Annotated in this window: 27 protein-coding genes; 20 read left to right on the forward strand and 7 right to left on the reverse strand. The window is 41.4% G+C overall.

All coding sequences use genetic code 11. The features are described 5' to 3' along the window. Positions 1-593: 593 nt before the first annotated feature. The 3 genes from AN394_RS18585 to hslR form a co-directional block, all read right to left on the reverse strand. Complete coding sequence (locus AN394_RS18585) at positions 594-2,132, reverse strand: phosphoenolpyruvate carboxykinase (protein WP_055022234.1); 1,539 nt, start codon at positions 2,130-2,132, stop codon at positions 594-596. Positions 2,133-2,409: 277 nt separating this feature from the next. Beyond that, positions 2,410-3,255, reverse strand: coding sequence for an Hsp33 family molecular chaperone HslO (gene hslO, locus AN394_RS18590; RefSeq protein ID WP_054564046.1), 846 nt, complete (start codon positions 3,253-3,255; stop codon positions 2,410-2,412). Positions 3,256-3,267: 12 nt separating this feature from the next. Further along, the gene (gene hslR, locus AN394_RS18595; RefSeq protein WP_370316790.1) at positions 3,268-3,690 is read right to left on the reverse strand and encodes a ribosome-associated heat shock protein Hsp15; all 423 of its coding nucleotides are present in this window, start codon (positions 3,688-3,690) and stop codon (positions 3,268-3,270) included. A gap of 206 nt (positions 3,691-3,896) precedes the next feature. Between hslR and gspC the strand changes: the two genes are divergently transcribed. The 13 genes from gspC (at position 3,897) to AN394_RS18660 (ending at position 15,966) form a co-directional block, all read left to right on the forward strand. Continuing rightward, positions 3,897-4,838 (forward strand): type II secretion system protein GspC, encoded by a 942-nt coding sequence (gene gspC / locus AN394_RS18600; RefSeq protein ID WP_054564048.1) that lies wholly within the window; start codon positions 3,897-3,899, stop codon positions 4,836-4,838. Between the two features lie 22 nt (positions 4,839-4,860). After that, a complete protein-coding gene (gspD, locus tag AN394_RS18605; RefSeq protein WP_054564049.1) occupies positions 4,861-6,924 on the forward strand; it encodes a type II secretion system secretin GspD in 2,064 nt (687 codons plus the stop codon). Further along, positions 6,917-8,482 (forward strand): type II secretion system ATPase GspE, encoded by a 1,566-nt coding sequence (gene gspE / locus AN394_RS18610; protein ID WP_055022235.1) that lies wholly within the window; start codon positions 6,917-6,919, stop codon positions 8,480-8,482. The genes gspD and gspE overlap by 8 nt, the downstream gene beginning before the upstream one ends. Before the next feature lie 2 nt (positions 8,483-8,484). Next, a complete protein-coding gene (gene gspF / locus AN394_RS18615; protein WP_054564051.1) occupies positions 8,485-9,720 on the forward strand; it encodes a type II secretion system inner membrane protein GspF in 1,236 nt (411 codons plus the stop codon). Positions 9,721-9,798: 78 nt separating this feature from the next. Further along, the gene (gene gspG, locus AN394_RS18620) at positions 9,799-10,218 is read left to right on the forward strand and encodes a type II secretion system major pseudopilin GspG (RefSeq protein WP_054564052.1); all 420 of its coding nucleotides are present in this window, start codon (positions 9,799-9,801) and stop codon (positions 10,216-10,218) included. Positions 10,219-10,273: 55 nt separating this feature from the next. After that, positions 10,274-10,873: a prepilin-type N-terminal cleavage/methylation domain-containing protein gene (locus tag AN394_RS18625; protein ID WP_054564053.1), complete on the forward strand. Its 600-nt coding sequence runs from the start codon at positions 10,274-10,276 to the stop codon at positions 10,871-10,873. Next, entirely contained in the window at positions 10,873-11,247 is a 375-nt protein-coding gene (gspI, locus tag AN394_RS18630) for a type II secretion system minor pseudopilin GspI (RefSeq protein WP_054564054.1), read from the forward strand. The genes AN394_RS18625 and gspI overlap by 1 nt, the downstream gene beginning before the upstream one ends. Beyond that, complete coding sequence (gspJ, locus tag AN394_RS18635; protein WP_055022236.1) at positions 11,247-11,894, forward strand: type II secretion system minor pseudopilin GspJ; 648 nt, start codon at positions 11,247-11,249, stop codon at positions 11,892-11,894. The genes gspI and gspJ overlap by 1 nt, the downstream gene beginning before the upstream one ends. Positions 11,895-11,896: 2 nt before the next feature. Next, the gene (gspK, locus tag AN394_RS18640; RefSeq protein WP_054564056.1) at positions 11,897-12,892 is read left to right on the forward strand and encodes a type II secretion system minor pseudopilin GspK; all 996 of its coding nucleotides are present in this window, start codon (positions 11,897-11,899) and stop codon (positions 12,890-12,892) included. After that, complete coding sequence (gspL, locus tag AN394_RS18645; RefSeq protein WP_055022237.1) at positions 12,889-14,100, forward strand: type II secretion system protein GspL; 1,212 nt, start codon at positions 12,889-12,891, stop codon at positions 14,098-14,100. The genes gspK and gspL overlap by 4 nt, the downstream gene beginning before the upstream one ends. Continuing rightward, positions 14,097-14,570 carry a type II secretion system protein GspM gene (gene gspM, locus AN394_RS18650; protein ID WP_054564058.1) on the forward strand — a complete coding sequence of 158 codons (474 nt, stop codon included), beginning with the start codon at positions 14,097-14,099 and terminating at the stop codon, positions 14,568-14,570. The genes gspL and gspM overlap by 4 nt, the downstream gene beginning before the upstream one ends. Before the next feature lie 3 nt (positions 14,571-14,573). Continuing rightward, on the forward strand, positions 14,574-15,332 hold the full coding sequence (locus AN394_RS18655) for a type II secretion system protein N (protein WP_054564059.1): 759 nt from the start codon (positions 14,574-14,576) through the stop codon (positions 15,330-15,332). A 19-nt stretch (positions 15,333-15,351) separates the two neighbouring features. After that, positions 15,352-15,966, forward strand: coding sequence for a YecA family protein (locus AN394_RS18660; RefSeq protein WP_054564060.1), 615 nt, complete (start codon positions 15,352-15,354; stop codon positions 15,964-15,966). Here the strand turns inward: AN394_RS18660 and AN394_RS18665 are convergent. Together AN394_RS18665 and AN394_RS18670 are read right to left on the reverse strand one after the other, a co-directional pair. After that, complete coding sequence (locus tag AN394_RS18665) at positions 15,963-16,166, reverse strand: hypothetical protein (protein ID WP_054564061.1); 204 nt, start codon at positions 16,164-16,166, stop codon at positions 15,963-15,965. The two genes, AN394_RS18660 and AN394_RS18665, sit on opposite strands and share 4 nt — an antisense overlap. Further along, a complete protein-coding gene (locus AN394_RS18670; protein ID WP_054564062.1) occupies positions 16,166-16,525 on the reverse strand; it encodes a hypothetical protein in 360 nt (119 codons plus the stop codon). The genes AN394_RS18665 and AN394_RS18670 overlap by 1 nt, the downstream gene beginning before the upstream one ends. A 277-nt stretch (positions 16,526-16,802) precedes the next feature. Between AN394_RS18670 and ccoG the strand changes: the two genes are divergently transcribed. The 5 genes from ccoG (at position 16,803) to AN394_RS18695 (ending at position 21,097) form a co-directional block, all read left to right on the forward strand. Beyond that, entirely contained in the window at positions 16,803-18,233 is a 1,431-nt protein-coding gene (ccoG, locus tag AN394_RS18675) for a cytochrome c oxidase accessory protein CcoG (RefSeq protein WP_055022238.1), read from the forward strand. Positions 18,234-18,298: 65 nt separating this feature from the next. Further along, the gene (locus AN394_RS18680) at positions 18,299-19,273 is read left to right on the forward strand and encodes a serine/threonine protein kinase (RefSeq protein WP_055022239.1); all 975 of its coding nucleotides are present in this window, start codon (positions 18,299-18,301) and stop codon (positions 19,271-19,273) included. Positions 19,274-19,303: 30 nt separating this feature from the next. Continuing rightward, the gene (locus tag AN394_RS18685; RefSeq protein ID WP_055022240.1) at positions 19,304-19,927 is read left to right on the forward strand and encodes a thiol:disulfide interchange protein DsbA/DsbL; all 624 of its coding nucleotides are present in this window, start codon (positions 19,304-19,306) and stop codon (positions 19,925-19,927) included. A gap of 17 nt (positions 19,928-19,944) precedes the next feature. Beyond that, positions 19,945-20,583: a thiol:disulfide interchange protein DsbA/DsbL gene (locus AN394_RS18690; RefSeq protein ID WP_054554856.1), complete on the forward strand. Its 639-nt coding sequence runs from the start codon at positions 19,945-19,947 to the stop codon at positions 20,581-20,583. A gap of 61 nt (positions 20,584-20,644) precedes the next feature. Next, positions 20,645-21,097, forward strand: a complete 453-nt coding sequence (locus AN394_RS18695; protein WP_054554857.1) for a DUF523 domain-containing protein — start codon at positions 20,645-20,647, stop codon at positions 21,095-21,097. A gap of 2 nt (positions 21,098-21,099) precedes the next feature. Here AN394_RS18695 and trmA read toward each other — a convergent pair whose 3' ends face one another. Further along, entirely contained in the window at positions 21,100-22,197 is a 1,098-nt protein-coding gene (gene trmA, locus AN394_RS18700) for a tRNA (uridine(54)-C5)-methyltransferase TrmA (RefSeq protein ID WP_055022241.1), read from the reverse strand. A 164-nt stretch (positions 22,198-22,361) separates the two neighbouring features. Here trmA and AN394_RS18705 point away from each other — a divergent pair, with 164 nt between their 5' ends. Together AN394_RS18705 and murI are read left to right on the forward strand one after the other, a co-directional pair. Further along, entirely contained in the window at positions 22,362-23,480 is a 1,119-nt protein-coding gene (locus tag AN394_RS18705; RefSeq protein WP_054554859.1) for a DUF5610 domain-containing protein, read from the forward strand. Between the two features lie 66 nt (positions 23,481-23,546). Continuing rightward, positions 23,547-24,341 carry a glutamate racemase gene (murI, locus tag AN394_RS18710; protein ID WP_054564067.1) on the forward strand — a complete coding sequence of 265 codons (795 nt, stop codon included), beginning with the start codon at positions 23,547-23,549 and terminating at the stop codon, positions 24,339-24,341. On the opposite strand, the gene AN394_RS18715 is transcribed toward murI, so the two are convergent. Next, entirely contained in the window at positions 24,304-24,783 is a 480-nt protein-coding gene (locus tag AN394_RS18715; RefSeq protein ID WP_054564068.1) for an RNA-binding protein, read from the reverse strand. The genes murI and AN394_RS18715 overlap by 38 nt on opposite strands. Positions 24,784-25,189 lie beyond the last annotated feature (406 nt).

The following is a 25,189-nucleotide window of genomic DNA, read 5'->3' on the forward strand; positions in this document are numbered from 1 at the left end:
TTCATGGCTAAAGCCATTCCTACGTGATGCGTATCTCAGACGTCAGTTGAGCGGTGGGTTTATTTAGTACTGTGTCACCCTCAGCAAGAATCCGCGTAGGAGGCACTTCAGTGCCGAATTCAGACCTTTACAAACACATTCATGGCTAAAGCCATTTCTACGTGATGCGTATCTCAGATGTCAGCTAAGCGGTGGGGTTGTCCTGTACAGAGTCTCCTTCAGCAACAAACCCCGTAGGAGGCACTTCAGTGCCGAATCTAGACCATAACAAACACATTCACGGCTAAAGCCATTCCTATAAGTACAATTTCCCTAGAGCCTAGAGCCTAGAGCCTAGAGCCTAGAGCCTAGAGCCCCCGGCAGAGGAAGACGCAGCACCAAACACCTCCACCGCGCGGCTGATAGCTGACGGCTGAAAGCTGATAGCTCTGTGATTTGTTTGGTTTCGCTCCGCTCTACCCAACCTACGCCAGACCCTAAACTTTCCCCTCGCTAACTTTACTCTTTCTAACTTTACTCTTTCTAACTTATACCCCAAAAACAAAAACGCCAGCATATAGCTGGCGTTTTTTAATCTGAGGGTAAGCTTGATATTAAGCTTTTGGACCTGCTGATTTGATTGCTTCTGAAACATCGTATTTAGCGAAGTTTTCAGTGAAGTCAGAAGCTAGTTTGTTCGCGTATTCTGCGTACTTCTCTTTATCTTCCCATGTGTTGATTGGGTTAAGAAGTTGGCTGTCTACACCAGGAACTGAAACTGGTACATCTAGGTTAAGTACGTCGATGTGTTGAGTTTCAACATCTGCCAGTTTACCTGACACGATTGCATCAACTACAGCACGAGTTGTTGGGATATCGAAGCGTTGACCAGTACCGTAAGGGCCACCTGTCCAACCTGTGTTAACTAGGTATACTTTAGCGCCGAATTCACGTACACGCTTCATTAGAAGCTCTGCATAAACGCCTGCAGGACGTGGGAAGAACGGAGCACCGAAACATGTTGAGAATGTAGACTCGATGTCGCTTGTTGAACCGATTTCAGTTGAACCTACTTTTGCTGTGTAACCGCTTAAGAAGTGGTATGCAGCAGCTTCTTCAGTTAGTACTGAAACTGGTGGTAATACACCGCTCACGTCACATGTTAGGAATACAACCGCTTTTGGCTCGCCAGCACGGTTTTCTACTTTACGTTTTTCAACGTGCTCTAGCGGGTAAGCTGCGCGGCTATTTTGTGTCAGGCTTGTATCATGGAAATCTGGAACACGGTTTTCGTCAAGTACCACGTTTTCTAAGATTGTACCGAAGCGAATTGCATTCCAAATAACTGGTTCGTTCTTTTGTGAAAGGTCGATACATTTAGCGTAACAACCACCTTCGATATTAAATACGCTACCAGGTGCCCAACCGTGCTCGTCATCACCAATAAGGAAACGAGTAGGATCTGCAGATAATGTTGTTTTACCTGTACCAGATAGACCGAAGAATAACGCAGTGTCGCCTGCTTCACCTACGTTTGCAGAGCAGTGCATTGGTAATACACCTTTTGCAGGAAGCAGGAAGTTTTGTACAGAGAACATTGATTTCTTCATTTCGCCTGCGTAGCGCATACCAGCTAGTAGTACTTTACGTTGTGCGAAGTTAATGATTACAGTGCCGTCACTGTTAGTGCCATCACGCTCTGGGTCACATACAAATGAAGGTACATTCATTACCTGCCACTCAGGGAAGTCAGCAGTATTGTATGTTTGAGGTTCGATAAACATGTTTTTGGCAAAAATATGATGCCATGCAGTTTCTGTTGTAACTACAACTGGTAAATAGTGCTCAGGATCAGCGCCAACTTCTAGGTGAGAGATGAAGTGGTCGTTGCTTTTCACGTGTTCTTCTACACGGGCCCATAACGCATCAAACTTGTCTGCATCGAATGGGCGGTTTACGTTGCCCCATTGGATTTCGTTTTCAGTGCTTGGCTCTTGAACAATAAAACGATCTTTTGGAGAGCGGCCAGTGCGTACACCGGTTTTAGCAACAAAAGCACCATTAGCGGCTAGAGTCCCTTCGCCACGACGAATAGCGTGTTCGACAAGTTCAGCTGCTGTAAGATCAACAAAACTAGTAGCGTTTGCAGTCATGTTTATACCTAAATTGTGAGAGATTGAACGGGATAGCTCTGGGGTTCTTAGTTTTCCCTTTTGCTAAAATAATAGTAACAGAAGGATTAGGGATATTCGAGTGTCTGAAGGGCTTAAAAAGGCATATATTTGGCAAAAAACATGAATAATTTCAATGATACCGGTGTCATAAAATGGCGCTTTTTCATGACACCGGTATCATTAGTTTTGATATTTTTTTTAATAAAAAAGCCGCACTGATGGCGGCTTTTAATATAATAATATTTATTGTGGTATATTAATTAAATATGGCTTTAATATCTTGCTCGTTAAAGATGTATTCTTTTAAGCAATAATGACAGCTAATTTTTACTTCACCATTTGCTTGCACGTCGGCAAGTAATTCGTCTTGACCTACATTTACTAATGCAGCAATTGTTTTGTCTCTGCTACAGCCACAACGGAAGCTAATAGACTGTGGTTCGAATAACTGAGGATTATCTTCATGGTAAAGTCGAGTCAGCACAGTATTGGCATCTAAACCTAGTAACTCTTCATCTTTAATCGTGTTACTGATCGCTTCAAGGTGAGTGAAGTCTTCAACTGATTTGTCTTTATTTACAGGTAATACTTGCAAGAATAAGCCTGCAGCTTTGGCTGTGTCTGCTGTTACTTCAGTCGCAAACCAAAGACGTGTTTTTAACTGTTCCGATTGCTCAAAATAGTTTTCAAGGCATTTATCTAAGCTATCGTGCTCTAACGGTACAATACCTTGGTATCGCTCACCTTTTGTTGGCGTAATTGTAATAACCATATAGCCATTACCAATTAAGTCTTTTATTGAGCTACCGGTTACTTCACCTTGTAGACGTGCGATGCCTCGCATGTTTTGTTTATCGTCACCATTAATTACCGCATATTTAACAGGGCCGTCGCCTTGTAGTTGAACGGCAATTTCGCCTTCAAACTTTAAAGTAGCTGTTAATAAGCAGGTAGCAACAAGTAGTTCACCTAATAAGGTTTGCACAGGTGCTGGGTAATTATGGTTTGCGATCATCTCTTGATAAGTGTTTTCAATTTGTACGAGTTCGCCACGTACATCGAGCTGATCAAATATATAACGATGAAGTAAATCTTGTTGCATGAGTTGCATTACCTAACTTGATTTCATTTTTAACAGTTCACGTCTTTGCTTCTTATCTGGTTTACGATCAGGATGTGGAGCAAAGAAGCTGTTGTTCTTACGGGCGATAGCATTTGCTTCGCGTTTTTCAATACTAGCTTGAGTTTCTTGATATAAGGTTTGTGCAATGGGGGCACCTTGACGTTTTTCAAGGATCTTTTCGATTGTCACAACCTTTTCGTCGACCCCTTGTAGCAGTTTTACCACTGCACCTACTTCGACAATTTTGCTGGGCTTGGTACGTTGTCCATTATAATGTACTTTGCCGCCTTGCACCATGTCTCGTGCTATTGAGCGGGTTTTATAAAAGCGGGCAGCCCATAACCATTTATCAAGGCGCACGCTTAATTCGTCTTGTTTGTCTTGCGACTTTTGAGTGTTACCTTTTGACACAATTGTGCTCTTTTAAAGCTGCTTATATGTAGGCAAAATTTACCATGAAACTTAATCACAAAGAAATAGTCATAGTTATTCCTTGCAGCCCCTGTTTGTCGAAATTACCTTGTTTACAAAGTTTAATATACGTGCGCTTGTTGAATGAAAAATGAAAAGGTACTATAGGCCAGCTATCAAGCAGTAAATTAAAATAAGAAATAGAGTTTATGGATCAACACTTACAACAAGTTAAACAGTTTTTAAACGGCTTACCTCATGCCAAGCTAAGTGCATTTGTAGTGCTGTTAGTTGTTGTTTACATTGCTTTTTTGTCATCTAAGCTGTTTTGGCTTGTGTGGCCAGAACCCGATACAAGAGCACTGCCAGTAACCGGTGTTAACAGCATGGCTAAACGAGTTGAGACAGTCAGCTCTCGCCAAATTATTGAACAAAATCTATTCGGCAAAGTTGTTGTCGAAACTAAAAAACCTGCCGCGAAACAAAATCAAGTCATTAACAACGCCCCTGAAACACGTCTAAGTATTAACCTAACTGGTATTGTTGCGGTCAGCCAAAATGATCAAGCGGGTCTTGCTATTATTGAATCTCAAGGCAAGCAAGAAACCTATGTTGTCGATGATGCAATTAAAGGCACTCGTGCCAAGCTTGCTCAAGTATTACCTGACCGAGTAATTTTAGATGTAAGCGGCCGCTTTGAAACTTTAATGCTGGATGGCCTCGACTTTACTAAAAAAGTCTCTATGCCTGTATTGGCGGAGCGCAAAGAGTCAGAATTAACCGCAGGCCCTCAGCTTGTCGAAAATAATGAAATAAATGCGACTGAAGATGAAGATGTAAAAGAAGCTCTTATCGAAACGCGTGAAGAAGTATTAGACGATCCCGGTAAACTATTTGACTACATTCGCGTCTCTCAAGCGATGGTTGATGGCGAGTTAGTGGGTTATCGCTTAAGCCCAGGTAAAGATCCTGCTTTATTCAAGCAGATGGGATTAATGAACAATGATTTAGCTATTGCGATTAATGGCTATCAATTAAATGATTTAAAACAGGCAATGTCAGCAATAAACGAATTACGAAATAGTACTGACGCAAGTATCACTATCGAACGCGATGGTGAGCAAATTGATGTGCAATTTAGCCTGCAATAACTAGCTTTGGAGTTTTTATAGAATGGTTCACGCGCTACACCTCACAAAAATCAAAAAAGGGTTAGCTAAATATGCAGCGCTTTTTTTATTAACAGGATTATCGCTTTCAGTATCTGCTGTTGAGTATGCGGCTAATTTTAAAGGCACTGATATTAATGAATTTATTAATATCGTTGGTAAAAATCTAAATAAAACCGTCATTATTGACCCGAATGTGCGCGGCAAAGTCAATGTGCGCAGTTACGAGCTAATGGACGAGAAGCTTTATTACCAGTTCTTTTTAAATGTACTTGAGGTTTATGGTTATTCAGCTGTAGAGATGGATAACGGTATTATCAAAATTGAAAAAAGTTCTGACGCTAAAAAGTCGAACGTACCGCTGATCACTGAAGATAACCAAGCCAGTGGCGATATGATGGTGACACGTGTTGTACGTGTTAAAAATGTAAGCGTACAAGAGCTTGGCCCTCTAGTTCGTCAATTTAGTGATCAAAAAGATGGCGGCCACGTTGCTAACTTCAATGCAGCAAACGTGATGATGTTGACCGGTCATGCCGCGTCAGTTAACCGTTTAGTTGAAATCATTCGTTCGGTTGACCAAGCCGGTGATAAGCGTGTTGATATCGTCAAACTTAAATTTGCTACCGCTGACGATGTAGTGTCTGTTGTTGAGAATATTTACAAAGATGGTGGCAAAGGGAGTGTTCCTGAGTTTTTAATCCCTAAAGTTGTTGCTGATGGTCGTACTAACAGTGTGATTGTCAGTGGTGAAGCACAAGCGCGTACACGTGCTGTTGAATTGATTAGCCGTTTAGATGGTGAGCTAGAAAACCAAGGTAATACTAAGGTTATCTATCTTAATTACGCCAAAGCAGAAGACCTTGTAAAAGTATTGCAGGGCGTAAGCAAGACATTAGCAGAAGACGCGCAAGGCGGTGCAACAAAAACTCGCTCACGTAATCAAAACGAAACAAGCATTGAAGCACACCCAGATTCAAACTCACTCGTAATCACTGCACAGCCTGACACCATGCGTTCGCTTGAGCAAGTTATTGAACGTCTTGATGTTCGTCGTGCTCAGGTTTTAGTTGAAGCTATTATCGTTGAGGTGTTAGAAGCCGATGGTATCAACTTAGGCTTACAGTGGATTTCAGAGCAAGGCGGAATGATGCAGTTCAACAATGGCACCACAGTACCTGTTGGTTCGTTAGCTGTTGCTGCTGAACAAGCGCGTGATAAAACGATTGAAGGCACGGTAGTCGGTACTGAAACTGGCACTGTGACAAGTACCTCTGAAACACAAGAAGGTGACTTAACAGCACTTGCGTCACTACTTGGTGGTATCAATGGTCTAGCTATGGGTATTGTTAAAAATGACTGGGGTGCAATTATCCAAGCTGTTTCAACGGACACTAACTCTAATATTCTTGCTACGCCGTCTGTAACGACCATGGATAACGAAGAAGCGTCAATGATTGTTGGTCAAGAAGTACCTATTATCACAGGTTCGCAAACAGGCTCAAATAACGCTAACCCATTCCAAACAGTTGAACGTCAAGAAGTGGGTGTGAAACTGAAAGTAACACCACAGATCAATGATGGCTCAGCAGTTCAATTAACTATTGAGCAAGAGGTTTCAAGTGTAAGTGGTGCGACTGCGGTTGATATTTCAGTAAACAAACGTGCTATTAAAACCACGGTTATGGCTGATGATGGCGGCATGGTTGTACTTGGCGGCTTGATTGATGAAGACGTGCAAGAAAGTGTCTCTAAAGTACCATTATTAGGTGATATTCCGGTACTTGGTCATTTATTCCGCTCAACCAGCACGAGTAAGCGTAAGCGTAACCTAATTGTATTTATTCGTCCTACGATTGTTCGCGATGGCATCAGCATGAATAAATTGAGCCACTCGAAATATAACTTTATTCGTGGCGAACAACACAAACAAAAAGAAGATGGTATTGATTTAATGCCGTTGACGGATGCACCAATTCTTCCTGAATGGAATGATGCTTTGATATTACCGCCAACGTACGAAGAGTACCTAAAACAACAAAACGCGAATGAGCGCAACGATGACTAATGCAATTACAGAAATCAATGATGAGTTAGCGTCAGAAGCGCCGGCAAGTCATGATGAGCTGCTAACAAGTGATGATCTTGTTAGCTTGCCAACCAAGCGTTTGCCATTCTCGTACGCGCGTCGTACAGGCATATTATTGAGTAAAGATCAGGATAACTGGACTGTGTATTACCGCGGTGAGTTAGATGTTGATGCTTTACTTGAAGTACGCCGTATTGCGGGTCATGGTTTTTCGCTAGAACAATTACCTGATGACAAATTTGAGCTGTTGCTTGAGGCTTCTTATCAGCGTGATAGCTCTGAAACACAGCAAATGATGGAAGATATCGGTAACGAGGTTGATTTATTCTCGCTTGCAGATGAATTACCGCAAACTGAAGATCTACTAGCTGGTGATGACGATGCACCAATCATCAAACTGATCAACGCAATGCTCAGCGAAGCAATCAAAGAAGGTGCTTCAGATATTCATATCGAAACCTTTGAGCAAGAGCTGGTAATTCGCTTTAGGGTTGATGGCGTATTAAAAGAAGTGTTAAAGCCGAACCGCAAACTCGCTTCACTGCTGGTGTCGCGTATTAAGGTTATGGCAAAGCTAGATATTGCTGAAAAACGTATTCCGCAAGATGGTCGTATTAGTTTACGTATTGCTGGTCGTGCTGTTGATGTGCGTGTATCGACAATGCCATCAAGTTTTGGTGAGCGTGTTGTATTGCGTCTACTTGATAAAAACAACGCGCGCCTAAACCTAGAAGATTTAGGTATGACTGAGCGTAACCGTGAATTGTTTGCTGATTTAATCAGTAAGCCGCACGGTATTATCTTAGTAACCGGTCCTACGGGTTCTGGTAAAAGTACCACCTTGTATGCGGGGATGAGCCAAATCAACTCACGAGACCGCAATATTCTTACTGTTGAAGATCCAATCGAGTACGAGATCCCAGGTATTGGTCAAACTCAGGTTAATACCAAGGTAGATATGACCTTTGCCCGAGGCTTACGTGCCATCCTTCGTCAAGATCCTGATGTAGTAATGGTTGGTGAGATCCGTGACCTTGAAACGGCACAAATTGGTGTGCAAGCGTCATTAACCGGTCACTTGGTTATGTCAACACTGCATACTAATACAGCTGCTGGTGCTATCACGCGTATGGAAGACATGGGCGTGGAGCCTTTCTTACTGTCATCATCGTTACTCGGTGTATTGTCACAACGTCTTGTACGTACTTTATGTAATAGCTGTAAAGAAGGTCACATTGCTGATGAGCGCGAGTGCCAGTTATTAGGTGTTAATCCTGCTGAGCCGCCAACAATTTATCGTGCAGTTGGTTGTGAAGAGTGTAACTTTAATGGTTATCGCGGTCGTACTGGTATTCATGAATTGCTGGTTGTTGATGAAACAATTCGCGAAATGATCCACAGCGGTAAAGGCGAACAAAGTGTTGAAAAATACATTCGCAAACATAGCCCAAGTATTCGCCAAGATGGCTGTAATCGCGTACTTGCAGGTCGCACTACCTTAGAAGAAGTCCTGCGTGTAACACGTGAGGAAGGTTAATCATGGCAGCATTTGAATACCGTGCCCTCGATGGCAGAGGTAAAGAGAAAAAAGGCATTCTTGAAGCTGATACGGTAAAACAAATCCGCCAAACCTTGCGCGATCAAGGTTTAATGCCTTTAGAAGTCGTTGCTGCTGCAGAAGGTGAAAAGCAAGCGACTGGGGCAAAGGGCTCTCTATTTGGTAGCTTCTTTAAACCAAAAATTTCGACTTCAGATTTAGCATTAATCACTCGCCAGCTCGCAACTTTAATCCAGTCAGCATTACCTGTTGAAGGGGCTGTCATGGCGGTGGCTGAGCAGTGTGAAAAGCCGCGTTTAAAGCGAATGCTTATGGCTGTGCGCTCAAAGGTTGTTGAAGGTTATACCTTAGCAGATGGCATGAGTGAATTTCCGCATGTATTTGATGATTTGTATCGTGCCATGGTGGCAGCCGGTGAAAAATCAGGTCACCTAGACCAAGTTTTAAATCGTTTAGCTGATTACACGGAACAACGTCAGCATATGCGCAGTCAAATCACACAGGCGATGGTTTATCCAACTATTCTGGTGGTATTTGCTATTGCGATTGTCTCTGTATTGTTAGGTACTGTGGTACCAAAAATCCTGAAGACCTTCGAAAAATCAAAACAAGTATTACCCTGGACTACCGAATGGGTAATGGCCGCCAGTAATTTTGTGCAAAACTACTGGTTTATTAGTTTAGTCATTATAACCGTGTTAGCTGTGGCCATTAAGCAAGCGCTTAAGCAGCCGCATATTCGTTACTGGTATGACGAAAAAGTGCTGTATTTACCGGGCATTGGTAAGGTAGCACGCGGTGTTAATACGGCGCGTTTTGCTCGAACTTTAAGTATTTTATCGTCAAGCTCAGTGCCGCTACTTGAAGGGATGCGTATCTCAGGTGGTGTACTGGCTAACGAAAAAATGAAAAAGTCAGTGCAAGATGCTGCAACACGTGTGAGTGAAGGGGCGAGTCTTCGTGCTTCACTTCAGCAAACCAAACTTTTCCCACCTATGATGCTGCACATGATAGCCAGTGGTGAAAAATCAGGTGAACTTGAGCAAATGCTTGAGCGTGCTGCAAATAACCAAGATCGTGAGTTTGAGAGCATGGTAAACGTGTCTCTGAAACTATTAGAGCCTGCGATGATTGCTTCAATGGCGGTAATTGTATTGTTTATTGTTATGGCAATACTACAGCCGATTATGGCAATGAATAAGGCTGTAGGTCTTTAAATTAGGGAACACTAGAGCAATTAGCAGCTAACACTGCCGCTCTATAATAAATTTTTGAAGAAAGTTAGAGGTATTTTTGTGAACAAACAGTCAGGTTTCTCATTACTAGAAGTCATGGTAGTACTGGTTATCATCGGTATGATCATGTCAATTGTGGCGCCAAATATCATGGGTCAGCAAGAAGAAGCTGCAATCGATAAAGCACACCTAGATATTCAACAAATTGAAGATGCGTTAAGCTTATACAAGCTTAAAAACAAAGCGTATCCAACCACAGAGCAAGGCTTAGAAGCGCTAGTAAATAAAACAAGTATTGAGCCAATTCCAAGGCGTTTTCCTGATGGCGGTTTCCTTGAGAAATTACCAGAAGATCCATGGGGTAACCCTTACCAGCTAATCAGCCCAGGAGAAGTCGGTAAAATTGATATCTTCTCAATGGGTCCTGATGGTGAAGCAGGTACTGATGATGACATCGGTAACTGGGATGAAGAAAAGTAATAATGCCTAAATTCAGCCAACTGAACAAAGCTTATACACAGCAAGGCTTACTATTATGGTAAGCCTTGGTCGTTTGCGTTTGGCTGGCCGTGCTAAGCACGCGAAAGGGTTTAGCCTCATCGAAATATTAATGGTGCTCGTGGTGATTGGTTTTGTCACCAAAATGGTTGCCTACAGTTTTGATGGTGGTGCTGAAGAAGAACTCGAAAAACAAGCGCTCAGATTACATACTACGATTAATATGGCGTCTGAGTTTGCGATTTTAAATCAGGTTGAGCTGGGTTTTCATCTTGACCAAGATACATTTGAATTTTTAGTTTTTGACGGTGATAAGTGGGTTACTTTTGACCGTGAAAAATTGTTTGCCCCAATTAAGGTTGATGAGCGCTTTAAGCTCACTCTTAACCTTGATGATTTAGCCTGGGCACAAGATAACTTACTAGAGCAGTCAAACTGGCGCGAATTAATGAGCGGTGGTGACGAAGACAGCCTACTTGAGCTTCAAAAGCTCAAAATACCGCAGGTACTTATTTTATCTTCTGGCGAAGTCAGTGCGTTTCAATTGGTTTACGAGCTTAAAGAAGAGCGTGAACCTCAGTATTTTATCGAAGGCGAATTTATGGCCCCGGTAAAGTTTCGTATGGAGCCTGAATAATGAATAAGTCAGCAGGTTTTACCTTACTTGAAGTGATGGTTGCACTGGCTATTTGTGCAATGGCCGGTATTGCCGCAATGCAGGCAACCGGTGAGCATATTAATCATCTTTCGTCGATTGAAGAGCAAACTTATGCTTCTTGGGTTGCTGAGAACGTAATGGTTGAGCAACGCGCCAAAGGCGATAAATGGACAGGCAAAAATGGCGTTAAAGGGACTGAAACGCTCGCTGGTTTTGAATGGTATTGGCGTCAGGACGTGGTTCCTACTGCTGATAAAACCTTTGTAAAGGTCACCATTAACGTGTTCGCCGATGAAAAGCTTGAATACCCAGTTTATGAGCTTTCTACTTATTTGAATAAAGGTGATAAGTAGTGAAGCAACGCGGTTTTACCTTACTTGAAGTGATTGTCGCCATGGGCATCTTAGCCTTTGTGGTGTTATCGACCCATCAAATACTGGATTCGACAACAAAAGCAAAAGAAGCCTCAGACGAGACAATTGCTGAGTTAAATGGCTTTCAAACCTTATTTCGTTTGATGGACCAAGATTTTAGTCAAATGACTAAACGTCAGGTGCGAAACGAAGCCGGTGATTTTCAAGACACGTATGTGTTAGCTGGTCGTTATGTTCTTGATAGCCAATACGATGGCATTGGTTTTGTTCGTGATGGTTGGGTTAACCCAATTAACTTACTGCCGCGTTCTGAACTGCAAGCGGTTGGTTATCGTGTCATAGATGACAAGCTTGAGCGAGTGTATCGGGTGTATGTTGATCAACTAGATAACATGGAGCCGCGTTCACAAGTTATTTTGGAAGATATTGAAGATCTTAAATTTGAATTTTTAGATGATAAAGACGAATGGCAAGAACAGTGGCAAATTAAAGCACTGCCAAAAGCGGTGGCAGTTACAATTCAAAAAATAGAACAAGAACCCATTCGTCGCGTGTTTTTAGTGCCAGGTGAAGGCAAAGTCACTGCCCAAGCAAATAATGGTAATAATAACGGAACGGGTGGTTAGCTATGACTACTATTAAACGTTCTAAAGGTGCTGCGCTTGTTATTGTGCTATTTATTGTGGCGCTGGCTGCTATGTTAGCCGTTGAGATGAGTGCTAATTTAATGGTGCAAGTGCAGCGTAGTAGCAATATTCAAAACCATCAACAGGCTAAATGGTATGCCTTTGCAGCTGAAGAGCTGGCAATTAAAGCACTAAAACAAACTAAAAAAGATGATCCTGATAAAACGCATTTAGAGCAGGTCTGGGCGCAGCAGGGTGGGGTCCCTTACCCTGTTGATAATGGTACCTTAAGTGGCACAATTACAGACTTACAAGCATGTTTGAATTTAAATGCATTGCATGTAAAGCCTGATCAACAAACGGATCCAAATAATAAAACGAACCCAGCACATAAGGCATTGTTGGCATTATTAGAAAATATTGAAGACTTACCAACAGATGAGTCTGAAGAAGCCATGGCCGATAGCGTGTTTGATTGGTTAGACGCTGATAGTATTACCTATCGCTCAGGTGCAGAAGAAGATGAGTATTTATCTCGACAATACCCATATATGACGGCAAATAGCTATTTTGCTTCGACCTCAGAACTTCGTTTAGTAAAAGGCTTTAACCCACTCGTTATGGAGAAACTTTTACCATTTGTGTGTGTTATTCCAGGTAGTGAGTTATTAGAAATAAACGTTAATACACTACCTGTAGAAAGTGCCATTATATTAAGCTCGCTTATTGATGGCTTAAGTCTTTCAGGCGCTGAAGCGGTATTATCATCACGTCCTCAAGATGGTTATGATGATTTAGAAGCATTTTTTGAAGAGGTTAATCAACAAGGCGCACAAAATGTGAAAGCCGTTGAAGACCTATTCAGTATCAACAGTGAATATTTTAAACTACAAACGCAGGCTGAATTTGCAGAACTGCGTTTTTCGATGACCACCTTACTCCATGCCACTAATGGTACAGTAACGATACTGGCGCGAAAATTTGGAGGCGTACAGTGACAGAGATATTGTTGATCCGTACGGGTCAAACATTAAAAGACAGCCTTAACTGGCTAATTTACTCACCAACAGAACAAGAAATAATTGCTAGCGGCGAAATTGCCAATGCAACACAACTTGGTGAGCTAACAGAGAGAGCACAATCACGGGAAGTGGTTGTACTACTACCAAGTGATCAAGTACAACTAAAAACGGTCGCATTGCCAACCAAGTGGAGCCGCAAGTTAGAGCAAGCACTTCCTTACATGCTAGAAGAAGAAATAGCCTGTGATGTTGATGACTTATTCATAGCGATTGCAGAGCCAACACTTATTGATGAGAAGCACGCGATTAACATCGCGATGACCGATCGTGAATGGTTTGAGCAATGGCTGGCTGAGTTCAATGAGCATGGCATCGAAGTATATAAAATACTGCCGGATGCTTTATTGTTACCTGATGTCGATGACAACACTCAGTTACGCGCTATTGAGCTTAATGGTCAGTGGCTATGTAAGCAGGGTAACTGGCATATTGCCGCTGTAGAGACAAGTTGGCTTGCTGGCTATTTAACAGCATTAGGTAACCCTGATGTTGCACACTTTAGCCCTGCAACGGCTTTTCCTGATACGGTTAACCTTAGTGCTCAAACGCAGCAATACGATTTACCTTTAGCCTTATTTGCTAAGCAGTTACCTGAGGTGAAATTCAACCTTCGCCAAGGTGTTTATCAGCTTAAGAAGAAATCAGCAATTTGGTGGGGCTATTGGCAAAAAGCAGCTATTGCAGCAGGTGTTGCATTAGTTTGCAGTGTAGGTGTTAAGTCGCTTGAGCTTTATAAGTTAAATAACCAGCTTGAAGCCGCAAAAGCTGAAGTGGTTGCTAATTATCAGCGTGCTTTTCCAAATAAAAAAGTGCGTCCTCAGCTTATTCGTAGCCAAATTCGCAGCGAACTTGCATTGATAGAAAGTGGCAGTACAGCTGGCTTCTTAGATTTGACTAACGATCTGGTTGCGATTTTTAGTGAAGTAAAAGATTTCACACCAGAAACGCTTCGCTATGATCAAGGTCGTAACGAATTACGTATTCGTGCGCGCGGCAAAGATTTCCAGTCATTTAGTAAAGTAAAAGCAATTTTAGAGCAGCGTGGCTTAACCGTAGATCAAGGCTCTCTAAATAATGATGGTGATTTTGTCGTTGGTGAAATTAAGTTACGAGGTGCGGCATGAAAAACCAAATAATCAATTATTGGCGCTCGTTAAAAGAACAAGAGCAGCAACTTGTAATGGTTGCAGGTGGTGTGTTTGTTATTTTTGTGCTGGTTATGGGGGTCTTTCGTCCACTTAACGCTGCTATCGAAAAAGCAGAGCAAGACACAATAAAACAGCAAGAGCTGCTAGCGTGGGTTGATGAAAGTATTGTTAAACTTAAAGCGAGTGGTAACGCGCGTAATACGAGCAGCCGTAGCTTAAGCCAAATCGTTAATAGCACCCGCAATCGTTATCAAATTATCATTAGCAAAATGCAGCCAAATGACAATTCACTTCGTTTAACCATTGACTCTGTTGAGTTTAATAACCTTGTTGAATGGTTAGATGAACTGGTTAATTCACATGGCGTGCTAGTTGAGAATTTAGATTTAAGTAAAGATGACAAATCAGGCTTTGTGCGTGTAAGTCGTTTGGTACTAGAGAAGTAAACGATGAAAAGAGTTATTTTATTAATCACAGTGTTTGTGATGTGTTTTTTGGTGTTTACGCTGGTAAAAACACCCGCTGCCGTTGCACTTGATTTAGCCAAGCCACATTTACCAAAGCAATTACAATTAGGTAAAGCCAGTGGCACGCTATGGGACGGTCGCATTATGCAGGTACGTTTTGATGGTGAGCAATTAAATAATGTGCGTTGGCAGTTATCGGGCTGGTCACTGTTCACAGGTAAATTAGTGGGTACGGTACGCTTTGGGGATCCTCGTGATAAAGCGGATATTTCAGGCCATGGTGATTTTTCATATGGTCTCTTTAACCAAGCTATCACTGTGAAAAAGACGATGTTACGCTTAACGGTTGAGCGTGCTATGGAGCGTTTACAACTTCCTTTGCCGGTTAGTGCGCAAGGTCGTGTGATTGTAGATTTAGATGAGTACAGCTCAGGCGAGCCTTACTGTGAAAGCCTAAGCGGCGAAATCGCGAGCCCGAACATTGATGTGAAAGGAATGAACAACTGGTTTAGCATTGGTCCTCTGAGCGGTCGTTTAAGCTGTAAATCCGGTGATGTAGCTGTGCTTGTTGACCCAGAAAACCGTTTAGGGCTTGAAGCTGATGCAGTCCTAAAAGCGAATCTAGACTTTAAAGTAGCTGGTTATATTAAACCTGAAGCAAGCTTACCAAAAGAAGTGCATGATGCAGCTAAGTTTCTTGGTCGTCCTGATAACGAAGGCCGTTATCCGCTTAACTTTTAAATTGGATTAATCGAATAATATGCAATTACCTGAGTTTTCAAAGCAGCAAAGTGAGCTTTTAAGTCAGTTTTTAGCGCAGCATCAAGATGCGCTTAGCTTGTCGCAAACCCAAGGCTACTTATTTGCGGTGATCTGTGCTCCTGAGCCGCTTGATGTTCATCAGTGGTTAGAAGAGGTTGCACCTGGCTCTGATGGGAAAATGGACGAGCAAGTGCTGTTTGCATTTATGGCTTTATATCAACAGATCAGCGAACAAGTATTCGAAACGGGTTTTGCATTACCTGTGAGCCTACAGCTGAGTTCTCAAGGACAACAATACCTAGATATTCAAGAATGTCAGCATTGGAGCCAAGGTTTTATGCATGGTGCGCAAGGTTACGTTAACAAGCTATTAAGCGCGCCACAGTTAGCTGATGAGCTTAAAGAGGCGTTGGCTAGTGCACTGCAAAGCTTAGGCTTTTTTACCCTTGAAACGAGTGAAATTGCAGCCCTTGCAACTGATAATGGTTTATCTGAAGGGCAACTATGCCAGCAGCAGTATGAAGTTATGAATGAATTCGCCGCTGGCTTTGCTGAGCTAATTGAAGTCGTTGCTGTAAATAGCCAGCTATATAATGATGAGGGCTGGAACTAACCCAGCTCTAAAAGAATGTCTGTGCAACCTTTGGCACAGCTTACAACGCCTTTACCAGGCTGATCAGTCTTCAAATTTAAGGTAAGGGCGCCTTTACATACTTCACAGTATAAGGTTTGCCCCTTACCCAGCTTTTTTAACATATTGCGCTGTTTGGCAAACGAGTCGCTGGTTTTTTTGTTTAAAGCTGAAAAGTCCATTACTTGTTTAGCCTTTCTTCAAGTGCGTTCGAGACAATACTACATACTCGATTTAAGCGCTCGCCATAAAAATATAAGTTAATATCTTTTTCACGGCAGTAGTGTAAGTGAAAAACTTGTAGTTTATCGTCAGTGGTAAATGTCTCTTCAATATACTCAAGCTCTGAATTAGATAAATTCAGCTGTGATTTAATATTATTCTTAGCCATATTTGCCGCAGGACTTCGGTTGACTTTACTGGCATCAGAAATAAGGCTAACGCCTTCACCTAGTAACCTTTCTCTTGGCTCTTTGATCAAAGGATGATCAATCGTGAAAAGTGCTAAAATAATAAGCACTAAAATAAGAAATTTTTTCATAGCACAATAATCTTTGATCTAAATAAATACGGTATAGGTGCAAGTTTAATAAAATGGTCGTTTTAAAAGCAAGCAGATAAGATTAAATAATTAAAACGTCGTATTTTCGATCAATCCCTGAAATTTTCTATAGATTGAGTATAATGCTCTATAGATTTAAAGTTTCAGAAATCTTTGAACGTAATGAGATGTATTCTGATTTGCTTATTGGCACAGAGAATCTCTTACTGCAAACATATGTTTGAGTATTATTTCCTAGTGGCGTTGAGGAATTTTAATGGATAAACAGATTAAGGTTAAAAATATCCCAACGGAAGTAAAAATCCAGAAACCGGAAAACGCTTCCCTCGATGATAGATTTAATCCACGTAACCGTATTTATGTCCGAGCTGTAACGGGTTTACACCAACTGTTAAGGCAACGAATTGGTTTTGTCGGCATGCTTGCATTTATGCTACTACCTTGGATTAACTTCCATGGCCAACAAGCTGTGTTGTTCGATTTGGTGGGGCAAAAATTTAACATTTTTGGTTTAACCCTCTGGCCACAAGATCTGACTATCCTTGCTTTCATTTTAATGTTGGCAGCGTTTGCGTTGTTCTTGGTGACGACCTTTTATGGTCGGGTCTGGTGTGGTTATACATGCCCACAAACCGTTTGGACCTTCATTTTTATTTGGTTTGAAGAAAAGTTTGAAGGTAGTGCAAATCAACGTAAGAAACTAGATCAACGCCCAATGGACTTTGATAAGTTTTGGCGCAAAACTGCTAAACACGGCAGCTGGTGGTTATTCTCGCTTTATACCGCATTTACTTTTGTAGGTTACTTTACGCCAATCCGTCAGCTACTGCCTGATCTGTTTACCCTTGATGCAACCGCGTATTCGTATATTTGTCTAGCCGTATTTGCTGTGTGTACCTATGGTAATGCCGGTTGGATGCGCGAGATTATGTGCTTACACATTTGCCCTTATTCTCGCTTTCAGTCAGCTATGTTCGATAAAGATACTTTTACCGTGAGCTATGACGAAGCACGTGGTGAAAGCCGTGGTCCTCGTTCACGTAAGCAAGATCCAAAAGAGCTCGGCTTAGGTGATTGTATCGACTGTAACTTATGTGTGCAGGTCTGCCCAACGGGGATCGATATTCGTAACGGCTTACAATACGAGTGCATTAACTGTGGTGCATGTATCGATGCGTGTGATGGGGTGATGGATAAAATGAATTACCCACGCGGGCTCATTTCCTATACCACCGAGCGTAACTTAGAAACGCCAGACAACAAAACACATGCACTGCGCCCTAAGTTAATTGGCTATCTAGTTATCTTAGTCGTGCTATCAGGGGCGTTAGTAGCAAATATTGCGATGCGCAAACCGATGGAACTCGATATTATTCGTGACCGTAACCAGCTATATCGTGTTGACTTTAATGGTTTAGTCGAAAACACCTATACACTAAAAGTAATTAACAAAGCTCAACATGAGCAAACCTTTAACATTCGTGTTGAAGGACTCGATAACTTTGAGTACATCGGCAAACAAACATTCACAGTACCTTCTGGTGAATCTTATAATGTGCCACTGTCATTAGTTGTTGATCCTTATGATTTGAAAAAGCCCATGACGAAGTTTGAGTTCGTACTTTCTGTCGATGGTGAGCCAGATGTGCAGATTTCGCAGCCGAGTAACTTCTTTAAGGCGCGATAATTAAGTACACTGAGCGAACGAATAAAAAGCGGGATTTTCCCGCTTTTTTTATATGATGAGGCATTATGAGTAAATTTAGTTTTGTAGACCTTACACCCGATTCAATTTTAGATGCAGTTGAAAGTATCGGTGTTTATGCTGAATCAGGTCTGCTGGCCTTAAATAGCTACGAGAACCGTGTTTATCAATTTAAAGCAGAAGATGGCCATCGTTATGTTGTTAAGTTTTACCGACCAGAGCGTTGGACTAAGGCGCAAATCTTAGAAGAGCATGCGTTTGCATTTGAGCTTGCCGAGGCTGAAGTGCCGGTTGTTGCGCCTGTTATTATCGAAGGGCAAAGCTTATTTGAGCATAATGGTTATTTGTTTACGTTATTCCCAAGTGTGGGCGGGCGCATTTTTGAAGTTGATAATTTAGATCAACTCGATGTACTTGGCCGCTTAATTGGGCGAATGCACCAAGTAGCTAAGGCAAAGCCATTTGAACATAGGCCTGTAATCAGCTGCGAAGAATACCTTCAGACAGCTAAAGTTCAGTTACAAGCAAGTAACTTGGTGCCAATGGCATTAGAGAACGCCTTTTATACTATTTTAGATTTGGTGATTAAAGAAACCACAGAGCAGTATAAAAATGTTGAAACCATCCGTCTGCACGGCGATTGCCATGCCGGTAATATATTGTGGTCTGGTGACGCGTTAATGTTTGTTGATTTAGATGACAGCCGACAAGGGCCTGCAATTCAAGATCTTTGGATGATGCTCAGTGGCGATCGTAACAACCAACTGTTACAGTTAGACACCTTAGTGGCTGCTTATGAAGAATTTTGCGACTTTGATCACAGCCAATTAAAGTTGATTGAACCACTTAGAGCAATGCGAATGGTGCATTACATGGGGTGGTTGGCAAAAAGGTGGGATGATCCTGCGTTCCCACGGAACTTTTCATGGTTTGCTGAAGACAAATACTGGGAGCAGCAAATACTAGCGCTAAAAGAACAGCTTGCAGCGCTACAGGAAGCACCATTAAAATTATTACCATAAATTTTTAAAGTTAAGAAAGACGAGAAAACAATGTTTAAAAAATTAAAGTTAAGTCTACTCATTTTATGTTTACCTTTTGCGGCCCTTGCTGCTGATTTCGAAGCAGGCAATCAATACGAAGTATTAAAAGTTGAGAAAAGTGCAACACCTCAAGTAACCGAGTTCTTTTCGTTTTATTGTCCACACTGTTTTCAGTTTGAACCGGTCGCAAAAGCATTAACGGCAAGTCTTCCTGAAGGGACTGAATTTGTAAAAAGCCATGTTAACTTTTTAGGTGGTGTATCTAAGCAAACGCAAAGTAACTTAAGCTATGCCTACTTAATTGCTAAGCAACATGGCAAAGGTGAGCAAGTTGCTGAGCAAATCTTTAATAGCATCCACAGACAGCGCGCTTTACTAAAAGATATAAAAGACGTGAAAGCATTACTTGCGACCAATGGTATTAGCAACGATGTGTTTGACGCTGAAATTGCAAGCATGCCAGTGATTAGTGCTGAAAAAGCGATGCAAGATAAGCAGCAAAAATATTCAGATATGGGCGCCCTTACTGGTGTACCAACTTTTATCGTCAATGATAAATATAAAATTAATTTAAACACCATCAAGAGCCAGCAGATGCTTGATGAGTTAGTCGAATTTTTATTAAAACAATAATTTTGGAGTAAGAAGTAATGATCAAGTTAGTAAAAGCTGTATTAATGGCTGCCACGCTAGGTTTAGCGGCAAATGCCTCAGCTGCTCAATATGAAGAAGGTAAGCATTATGAAACGATTGATGCACGCGCTTCTAAAAAGCCTGAAGTAAAAGAGTTCTTCTCATTCTACTGCCCACACTGTAATAACTTCGAGCCAGTAGTGAAAGAGCTTAAAACACTTCTTAAAGATGGCGTTAAATTTAAAAAGAGTCATGTTGATTTTTCAGGTCCTCGTGACCCAGAAATTCAGACTATCTTAGCGCAAGGTTATGCGACGGCTAATGTGTTACCACAGAAAGACGCGTTAGTAGCCGCTGTGTTTAATCATATTCACGGTAAGCGTGCTCGTATTAACGAACTAGCTGATATGAAAGACATCTTTGTTTCACAAGGTGTGTCGGCTGAAGATTTTGATAAGTACTACAACAGCTTCTCTGTACGTACTATGGCGTCTAAGATGAAACGCGACCAAGAATATTACCAACAAAAAGGTGCTTTAAAAGGCGTTCCAACTTTTATTGTTAATGGTAAATACCGTGTAATCCTAGGTGCGGATTCAGGTATTAGCGATGCGAAGAGCATGGCAGACTTAATTAACTACCTAGCTGATAAATAAGCTTAGTTAGTTGAATTTAATAGAAAGCTCCGTTCGCGGAGCTTTTTTGTTGGTAAAGCAAATGCAAAAACTATTAGTTTCAAGCTGTTTGTTAGGAAATCCTGTTCGTTATGACGGGCAATCGCAAAATTTACTCCATCCTGGTTTAGAAACTCTTAAACAGCAAGGAAGGCTCGTTGCATTCTGCCCTGAAGTAGCTGGTGGCTTACCTACACCAAGGCCGCCTGCAGAAATCAAAGCGGGTAGAGTACTTACCAAAGATGCACAAGATGTCACAGTACAGTTTGCTTATGGCGCAGAACAAGCACTTAAGCTTTGCAAAAAGCAGGGCATTCGCTATGCGCTGTTAAAAGAATCAAGCCCTTCATGTGGTCGCAATACTATTTACGATGGTAGTCATTCAGGAAAGAAAATTTCAGGGATGGGATTAACTGCAAAGCTGTTAACCGACAATAATATAGCTGTATACAGCGAGCAGCAGTTGCCAGCGCTATTTGCTGCGCTGGCAGATTGATTTTATTTACGTTGTAAAAACACACCTGATTCGATGTGGTGGGTGTAAGGGAATTGGTCAAAAATCGCAAAACGTTTTACTTCATGGGTTTTGCATAAGTGATCAAGGTCACGCTCTAAGGTATCTGGGTTACACGAGATATAAATAATATTGTCGTAGTTCGCAACTAGGTCACACGTTAGCGTGTCCATGCCTGCACGTGGTGGATCCACTAAAATTGTTTGGCAGTTATAGCTTTTCAGGTCTATACCATCTAAACGAGAGAAAGTACGTTCGCCTTTCATTGCTTGGGTGAACTCTTCACTCGACATACGAATGATATCTAAGTTCTCAACCTTGTTCTGTGCGATATTGTATTGCGCTGAGTAAACCGATGATTTTGAAATCTCAGTGGCTAATACGCGGTCGAATGAGCCTGCAAGAGCAATCGAAAAGTTACCATTCCCACAATATAACTCCAGTAAGTCATTATTGAGTGGTTGGCAAAGGGCTTGTGCCCACTCTAGCATCTTGATGTTTACTTTAGCATTCGGTTGCGTAAAGCTATTTTCGACTTGTTGATAAATAAGCTCTTTACCGTTTACGTTTAAACGCTCGATAACATAGTCATTACCAATCACTTCTTTTTGCTTACGAGCACGGCCAATAAAATCAATCTTAAACTGTGTGCTCAGTTTTGCTTTAAGCTCTTTAATTGCTTGTAGCCACTGCTCATCTAGTTGTTTGTGATACAACAAGCTAACAAGGATCTCACCACTTAAGCTTGAAAGGTAATCGATTTGAAACAGCTTACGGCGCAGAACTTCATTGTCTTTTAAGTTTTCGATCATCGCTTGCATCACTTCACCCACTAAAGGTGCTGCAGGGTCAAACTCATCAACGCGGATCTTTTCTTTAGTTTGTTGATCAAACATGATGTGAAACAGGTCTTCACCTTCATGCCAAACACGAAACTCTGCACGTTGGCGGTAATGAATAGGATCAGAGCTGAACACTTCTAATTTTTCGACCCCAAAACGTCGAAACTGTGAGGTGATGCGCTGCTCTTTCTCACTCAATTGTGCATCGTATTGAGTTGTATCAATTTTTATAACCGCCATGGCTGATTACCTTTTATCTCTTAGCTTTATAACGGCGCTATTGTAGGGAGCGCTGAGGATTTGTCTAGTTTTGTTATTTATTTTAGTGTCGTTTTTTTATACAAAAAACTTAAGTTTTGTGGTTTTTGGCCGATAATGAGTTAACCATAACATGGAGTCGGATCATGAAAATTGGCAACCTAGGCTATATGCCTAATACAAATGTGAATAAATACAATGGTAAACAGGCACTGCAGCAGCCTACCATTCAAAATCGTCAAGATAGTTATCAGCAACGCGGCAGAGAGCTCGCGGCAAAAGTTCTTGATGATAAACTTGCTGAGGCACTAGGTTTACCTAAAGCCGAAGAGAAAAAAGATAAACCCTTGTTCGACTTTGAAGAGATCGTGAAAAACGTACTCGACTTTGTTGGCGGCGCACTTCGTAAAGCAAAAGCCGATGGTGCTGATGATGAAAAACTCAAAGGCATGCTAGGTGATGCACGTAAAGGTGTGCAAATGGGCATCGACGATGCGTATGATGAGCTTAAAGAGTCAGGTATTCTTAACGATGACATCGAAGAGGGTATCGAAAAGTCTAAAGAAGGTATCTTTAAAGGTATTGATGAATTAGAAGAAGACTTGTTCAATCCTAAACCTAATGCGGTTTCAGTAAGCCAAGCTCAATACATCAGTTTAAGTAATAACGCAGAGTACACTTTCACCACCGCTGAAGGTGACGAAGTAAGTATTAGCTTTGCTGATGCATACGAAAGTAAGTCTGCAAGCAGTTATAGCAAAAATGGCGACAACGAAGCCTTTGTCAGTGAGTCTTCGCAATCACGAGATTTATCATTCTCGATGTCGGTCAATGGTGATTTAAATGAGCAAGAGCAGCAAGCTATCAATGAATTGATGGAAGATTTGCAGAGTGTTAGCGAAACATTCTTCTCTGGTTCATTAGAAGATGCCTTTGAACAAGCTAAAGAGCTTAACTTAGGTAACGAGCAACTCGTTGGCTTTACGATGGATCTGAAACAAACCAAAACAGTAGCAGCGATTAAAGGCTATGAAGAATATAAACCAGCCCCTGAAAAAGAAGTTGCTGAGAAAATAGCGCCATTTAATGACGACTTGAAACAGGCGTTTAATAAAGCGGGTGACATTGGTTTGCAAAATGAACTGGCTGGCATCTTACAATGGTTAAACCAAGATAAAGAAGAAGTCAGTAAGCTGGTGGATTATACCAAAGCAATGTTTGAGCAAATGAATAAGCTTCGCTCGGCAACAGAAGAAGAGGCTTAGTCCTTTCTTTCTTTTTATAAAGCTGCATGGCAAACTGCTGACCTTTGATGATCCGAGGTAAGCAGTTTGTCAGTTCATATAATGGTGTTTGATTCTGGTATAGGTGGAACAACCGTACTTGAACAGATCCAAGTATTGATCCCAGATGCTGATTATAGTTATTTTATGGACAATGCTTTATTGCCTTATGGCGCGCAAAGTCAGCAAACGATCATAGCCCGCCTTTTTGCGCTACTACAGTTTATCGAAACAGCAAACTTAAACGTTGATATCCTAGTTATTGCGTGTAATACCGCCTCTACCTCTGCCTTAGAAACTATTCGCCAGCACACAAATATAGAAGTTGTCGGGGTAGTACCTGCGATAAAACCCGCTTGCGCTATAAGTAACAGCAAACATATTGGTTTACTGGCAACACCATCAACCATCAAGAGTCGCTATACTGCAAACTTAATTAGTACTCATAGCCAAGACACACAAGTGAGCTTATATGGCTCAACTGAGCTGGTAGAAATTGCTGAAACACTATTTCATACGCAGAAAATCAATGAAGCAAAGCTTGAGAATGTATTGAGTGATTTAGCGATAGCAGAAGATATAGATGTATTGGTACTTGGCTGTACACACTTTCCATTACTAGCCAGAGCGATTAGTGACTACTATAAACAACAGATCTTCCTTATTGACTCAGGCAAAGCGATTGCTAAGCGCGTTGAAAGTTTAATTGCTCTACGAGGCTTTACTCTTACTACAGATAAAAAAAAGCCGCTGCACTATTATGCAACGGCTCCTATTGGTCATTCGCAATTAAGCGTTGAGCTTATTACGCTGACTGATCAGATCCCTCACGAAAGCTGTTAGCTTCGTTCTCTTGTTTTTGTTTTGCTTCACGCACTTTTAAAGTACGTTGTTGGAATTCGCTATCATTTAATTGATTGATTGCTTTATCTGCATCAGCTTCAGCCATTTCAACAAAACCAAAGCCACGACGTTTACCTGTATTTTTATCTTTTAATAAACGTACATTGAAAACTTTGCCTTGTTCTTCGAATAAAGCACGAACAACACCTTCATTAGCACGATAAGGTAGGTTGCCAACATAAAGTGTTTTTGTTTTTACTTCGGCCTCCTCACTTGACGCTGATGAAAGTGCTGCAATAACTAAAGCACCAATTAATAAGCCTGCACCAAATAGCAATGCTGGGTCTAAAGCTAAGCTTGCAAGTGCGAACTTAACAACCACAAAACCTAAAACAGCAAGAATAACGGAGAAAAGAAAAGATTTTTGATCGGGTAATTTCATTTTGATCTACCAATAAACAAGAAATAAACATTAATTTAACATTGTGAACTTGCTATCTTAACGAGTTAAATGAACATAGCAATGAAATTTGCATTAAATTATGAATATTGGCTTAAAAAACAGCCATAATAGCGACCGTTTTTGCTGTTTTCGGTAAATTTAGTTCGCTTTTTGAGCGAACAGTAAAAAGATCGAAAAAAAGTGTTGATCTGTTTTTGGATCTCCCTATAATGCGACCCCACTGACACGGCGGGCAGCAACGAAAGATGCTGAACAACGTAGCAGAGAGTTAAGTAAAACTTCGGTTTCAAATAATCGAAAGAAAGTTTGAAATTAAGTGTTGACTCGAAAAATTAAGGATGTATTATACGCATCCCTAGCGACAACGTCGCAATGTTCTTTAACA

Origin of the sequence: Pseudoalteromonas sp. P1-26, from assembly GCF_001401795.1 — a bacterium.
Lineage (GTDB): Bacteria > Pseudomonadota > Gammaproteobacteria > Enterobacterales > Alteromonadaceae > Pseudoalteromonas.

Coding starts and splice junctions, on each gene's coding strand:
- AN394_RS18585 (WP_055022234.1), bottom strand. CDS start 2,132: ATGACTGCAAACGCTACTAGTTTTGTTGATCTTACAGCAGCTGAACTT.
- hslO (WP_054564046.1), bottom strand. CDS start 3,255: ATGCAACAAGATTTACTTCATCGTTATATATTTGATCAGCTCGATGTA.
- gspC (WP_054564048.1), top strand. CDS start 3,897: ATGGATCAACACTTACAACAAGTTAAACAGTTTTTAAACGGCTTACCT.
- gspD (WP_054564049.1), top strand. CDS start 4,861: ATGGTTCACGCGCTACACCTCACAAAAATCAAAAAAGGGTTAGCTAAA.
- gspE (WP_055022235.1), top strand. CDS start 6,917: ATGACTAATGCAATTACAGAAATCAATGATGAGTTAGCGTCAGAAGCG.
- gspF (WP_054564051.1), top strand. CDS start 8,485: ATGGCAGCATTTGAATACCGTGCCCTCGATGGCAGAGGTAAAGAGAAA.
- AN394_RS18625 (WP_054564053.1), top strand. CDS start 10,274: ATGGTAAGCCTTGGTCGTTTGCGTTTGGCTGGCCGTGCTAAGCACGCG.
- gspI (WP_054564054.1), top strand. CDS start 10,873: ATGAATAAGTCAGCAGGTTTTACCTTACTTGAAGTGATGGTTGCACTG.
- gspK (WP_054564056.1), top strand. CDS start 11,897: ATGACTACTATTAAACGTTCTAAAGGTGCTGCGCTTGTTATTGTGCTA.
- gspM (WP_054564058.1), top strand. CDS start 14,097: ATGAAAAACCAAATAATCAATTATTGGCGCTCGTTAAAAGAACAAGAG.
- AN394_RS18655 (WP_054564059.1), top strand. CDS start 14,574: ATGAAAAGAGTTATTTTATTAATCACAGTGTTTGTGATGTGTTTTTTG.
- AN394_RS18660 (WP_054564060.1), top strand. CDS start 15,352: ATGCAATTACCTGAGTTTTCAAAGCAGCAAAGTGAGCTTTTAAGTCAG.
- AN394_RS18665 (WP_054564061.1), bottom strand. CDS start 16,166: ATGGACTTTTCAGCTTTAAACAAAAAAACCAGCGACTCGTTTGCCAAA.
- AN394_RS18670 (WP_054564062.1), bottom strand. CDS start 16,525: ATGAAAAAATTTCTTATTTTAGTGCTTATTATTTTAGCACTTTTCACG.
- ccoG (WP_055022238.1), top strand. CDS start 16,803: ATGGATAAACAGATTAAGGTTAAAAATATCCCAACGGAAGTAAAAATC.
- AN394_RS18680 (WP_055022239.1), top strand. CDS start 18,299: ATGAGTAAATTTAGTTTTGTAGACCTTACACCCGATTCAATTTTAGAT.
- AN394_RS18685 (WP_055022240.1), top strand. CDS start 19,304: ATGTTTAAAAAATTAAAGTTAAGTCTACTCATTTTATGTTTACCTTTT.
- AN394_RS18690 (WP_054554856.1), top strand. CDS start 19,945: ATGATCAAGTTAGTAAAAGCTGTATTAATGGCTGCCACGCTAGGTTTA.
- AN394_RS18695 (WP_054554857.1), top strand. CDS start 20,645: ATGCAAAAACTATTAGTTTCAAGCTGTTTGTTAGGAAATCCTGTTCGT.
- trmA (WP_055022241.1), bottom strand. CDS start 22,197: ATGGCGGTTATAAAAATTGATACAACTCAATACGATGCACAATTGAGT.
- AN394_RS18705 (WP_054554859.1), top strand. CDS start 22,362: ATGAAAATTGGCAACCTAGGCTATATGCCTAATACAAATGTGAATAAA.
- AN394_RS18715 (WP_054564068.1), bottom strand. CDS start 24,783: ATGAAATTACCCGATCAAAAATCTTTTCTTTTCTCCGTTATTCTTGCT.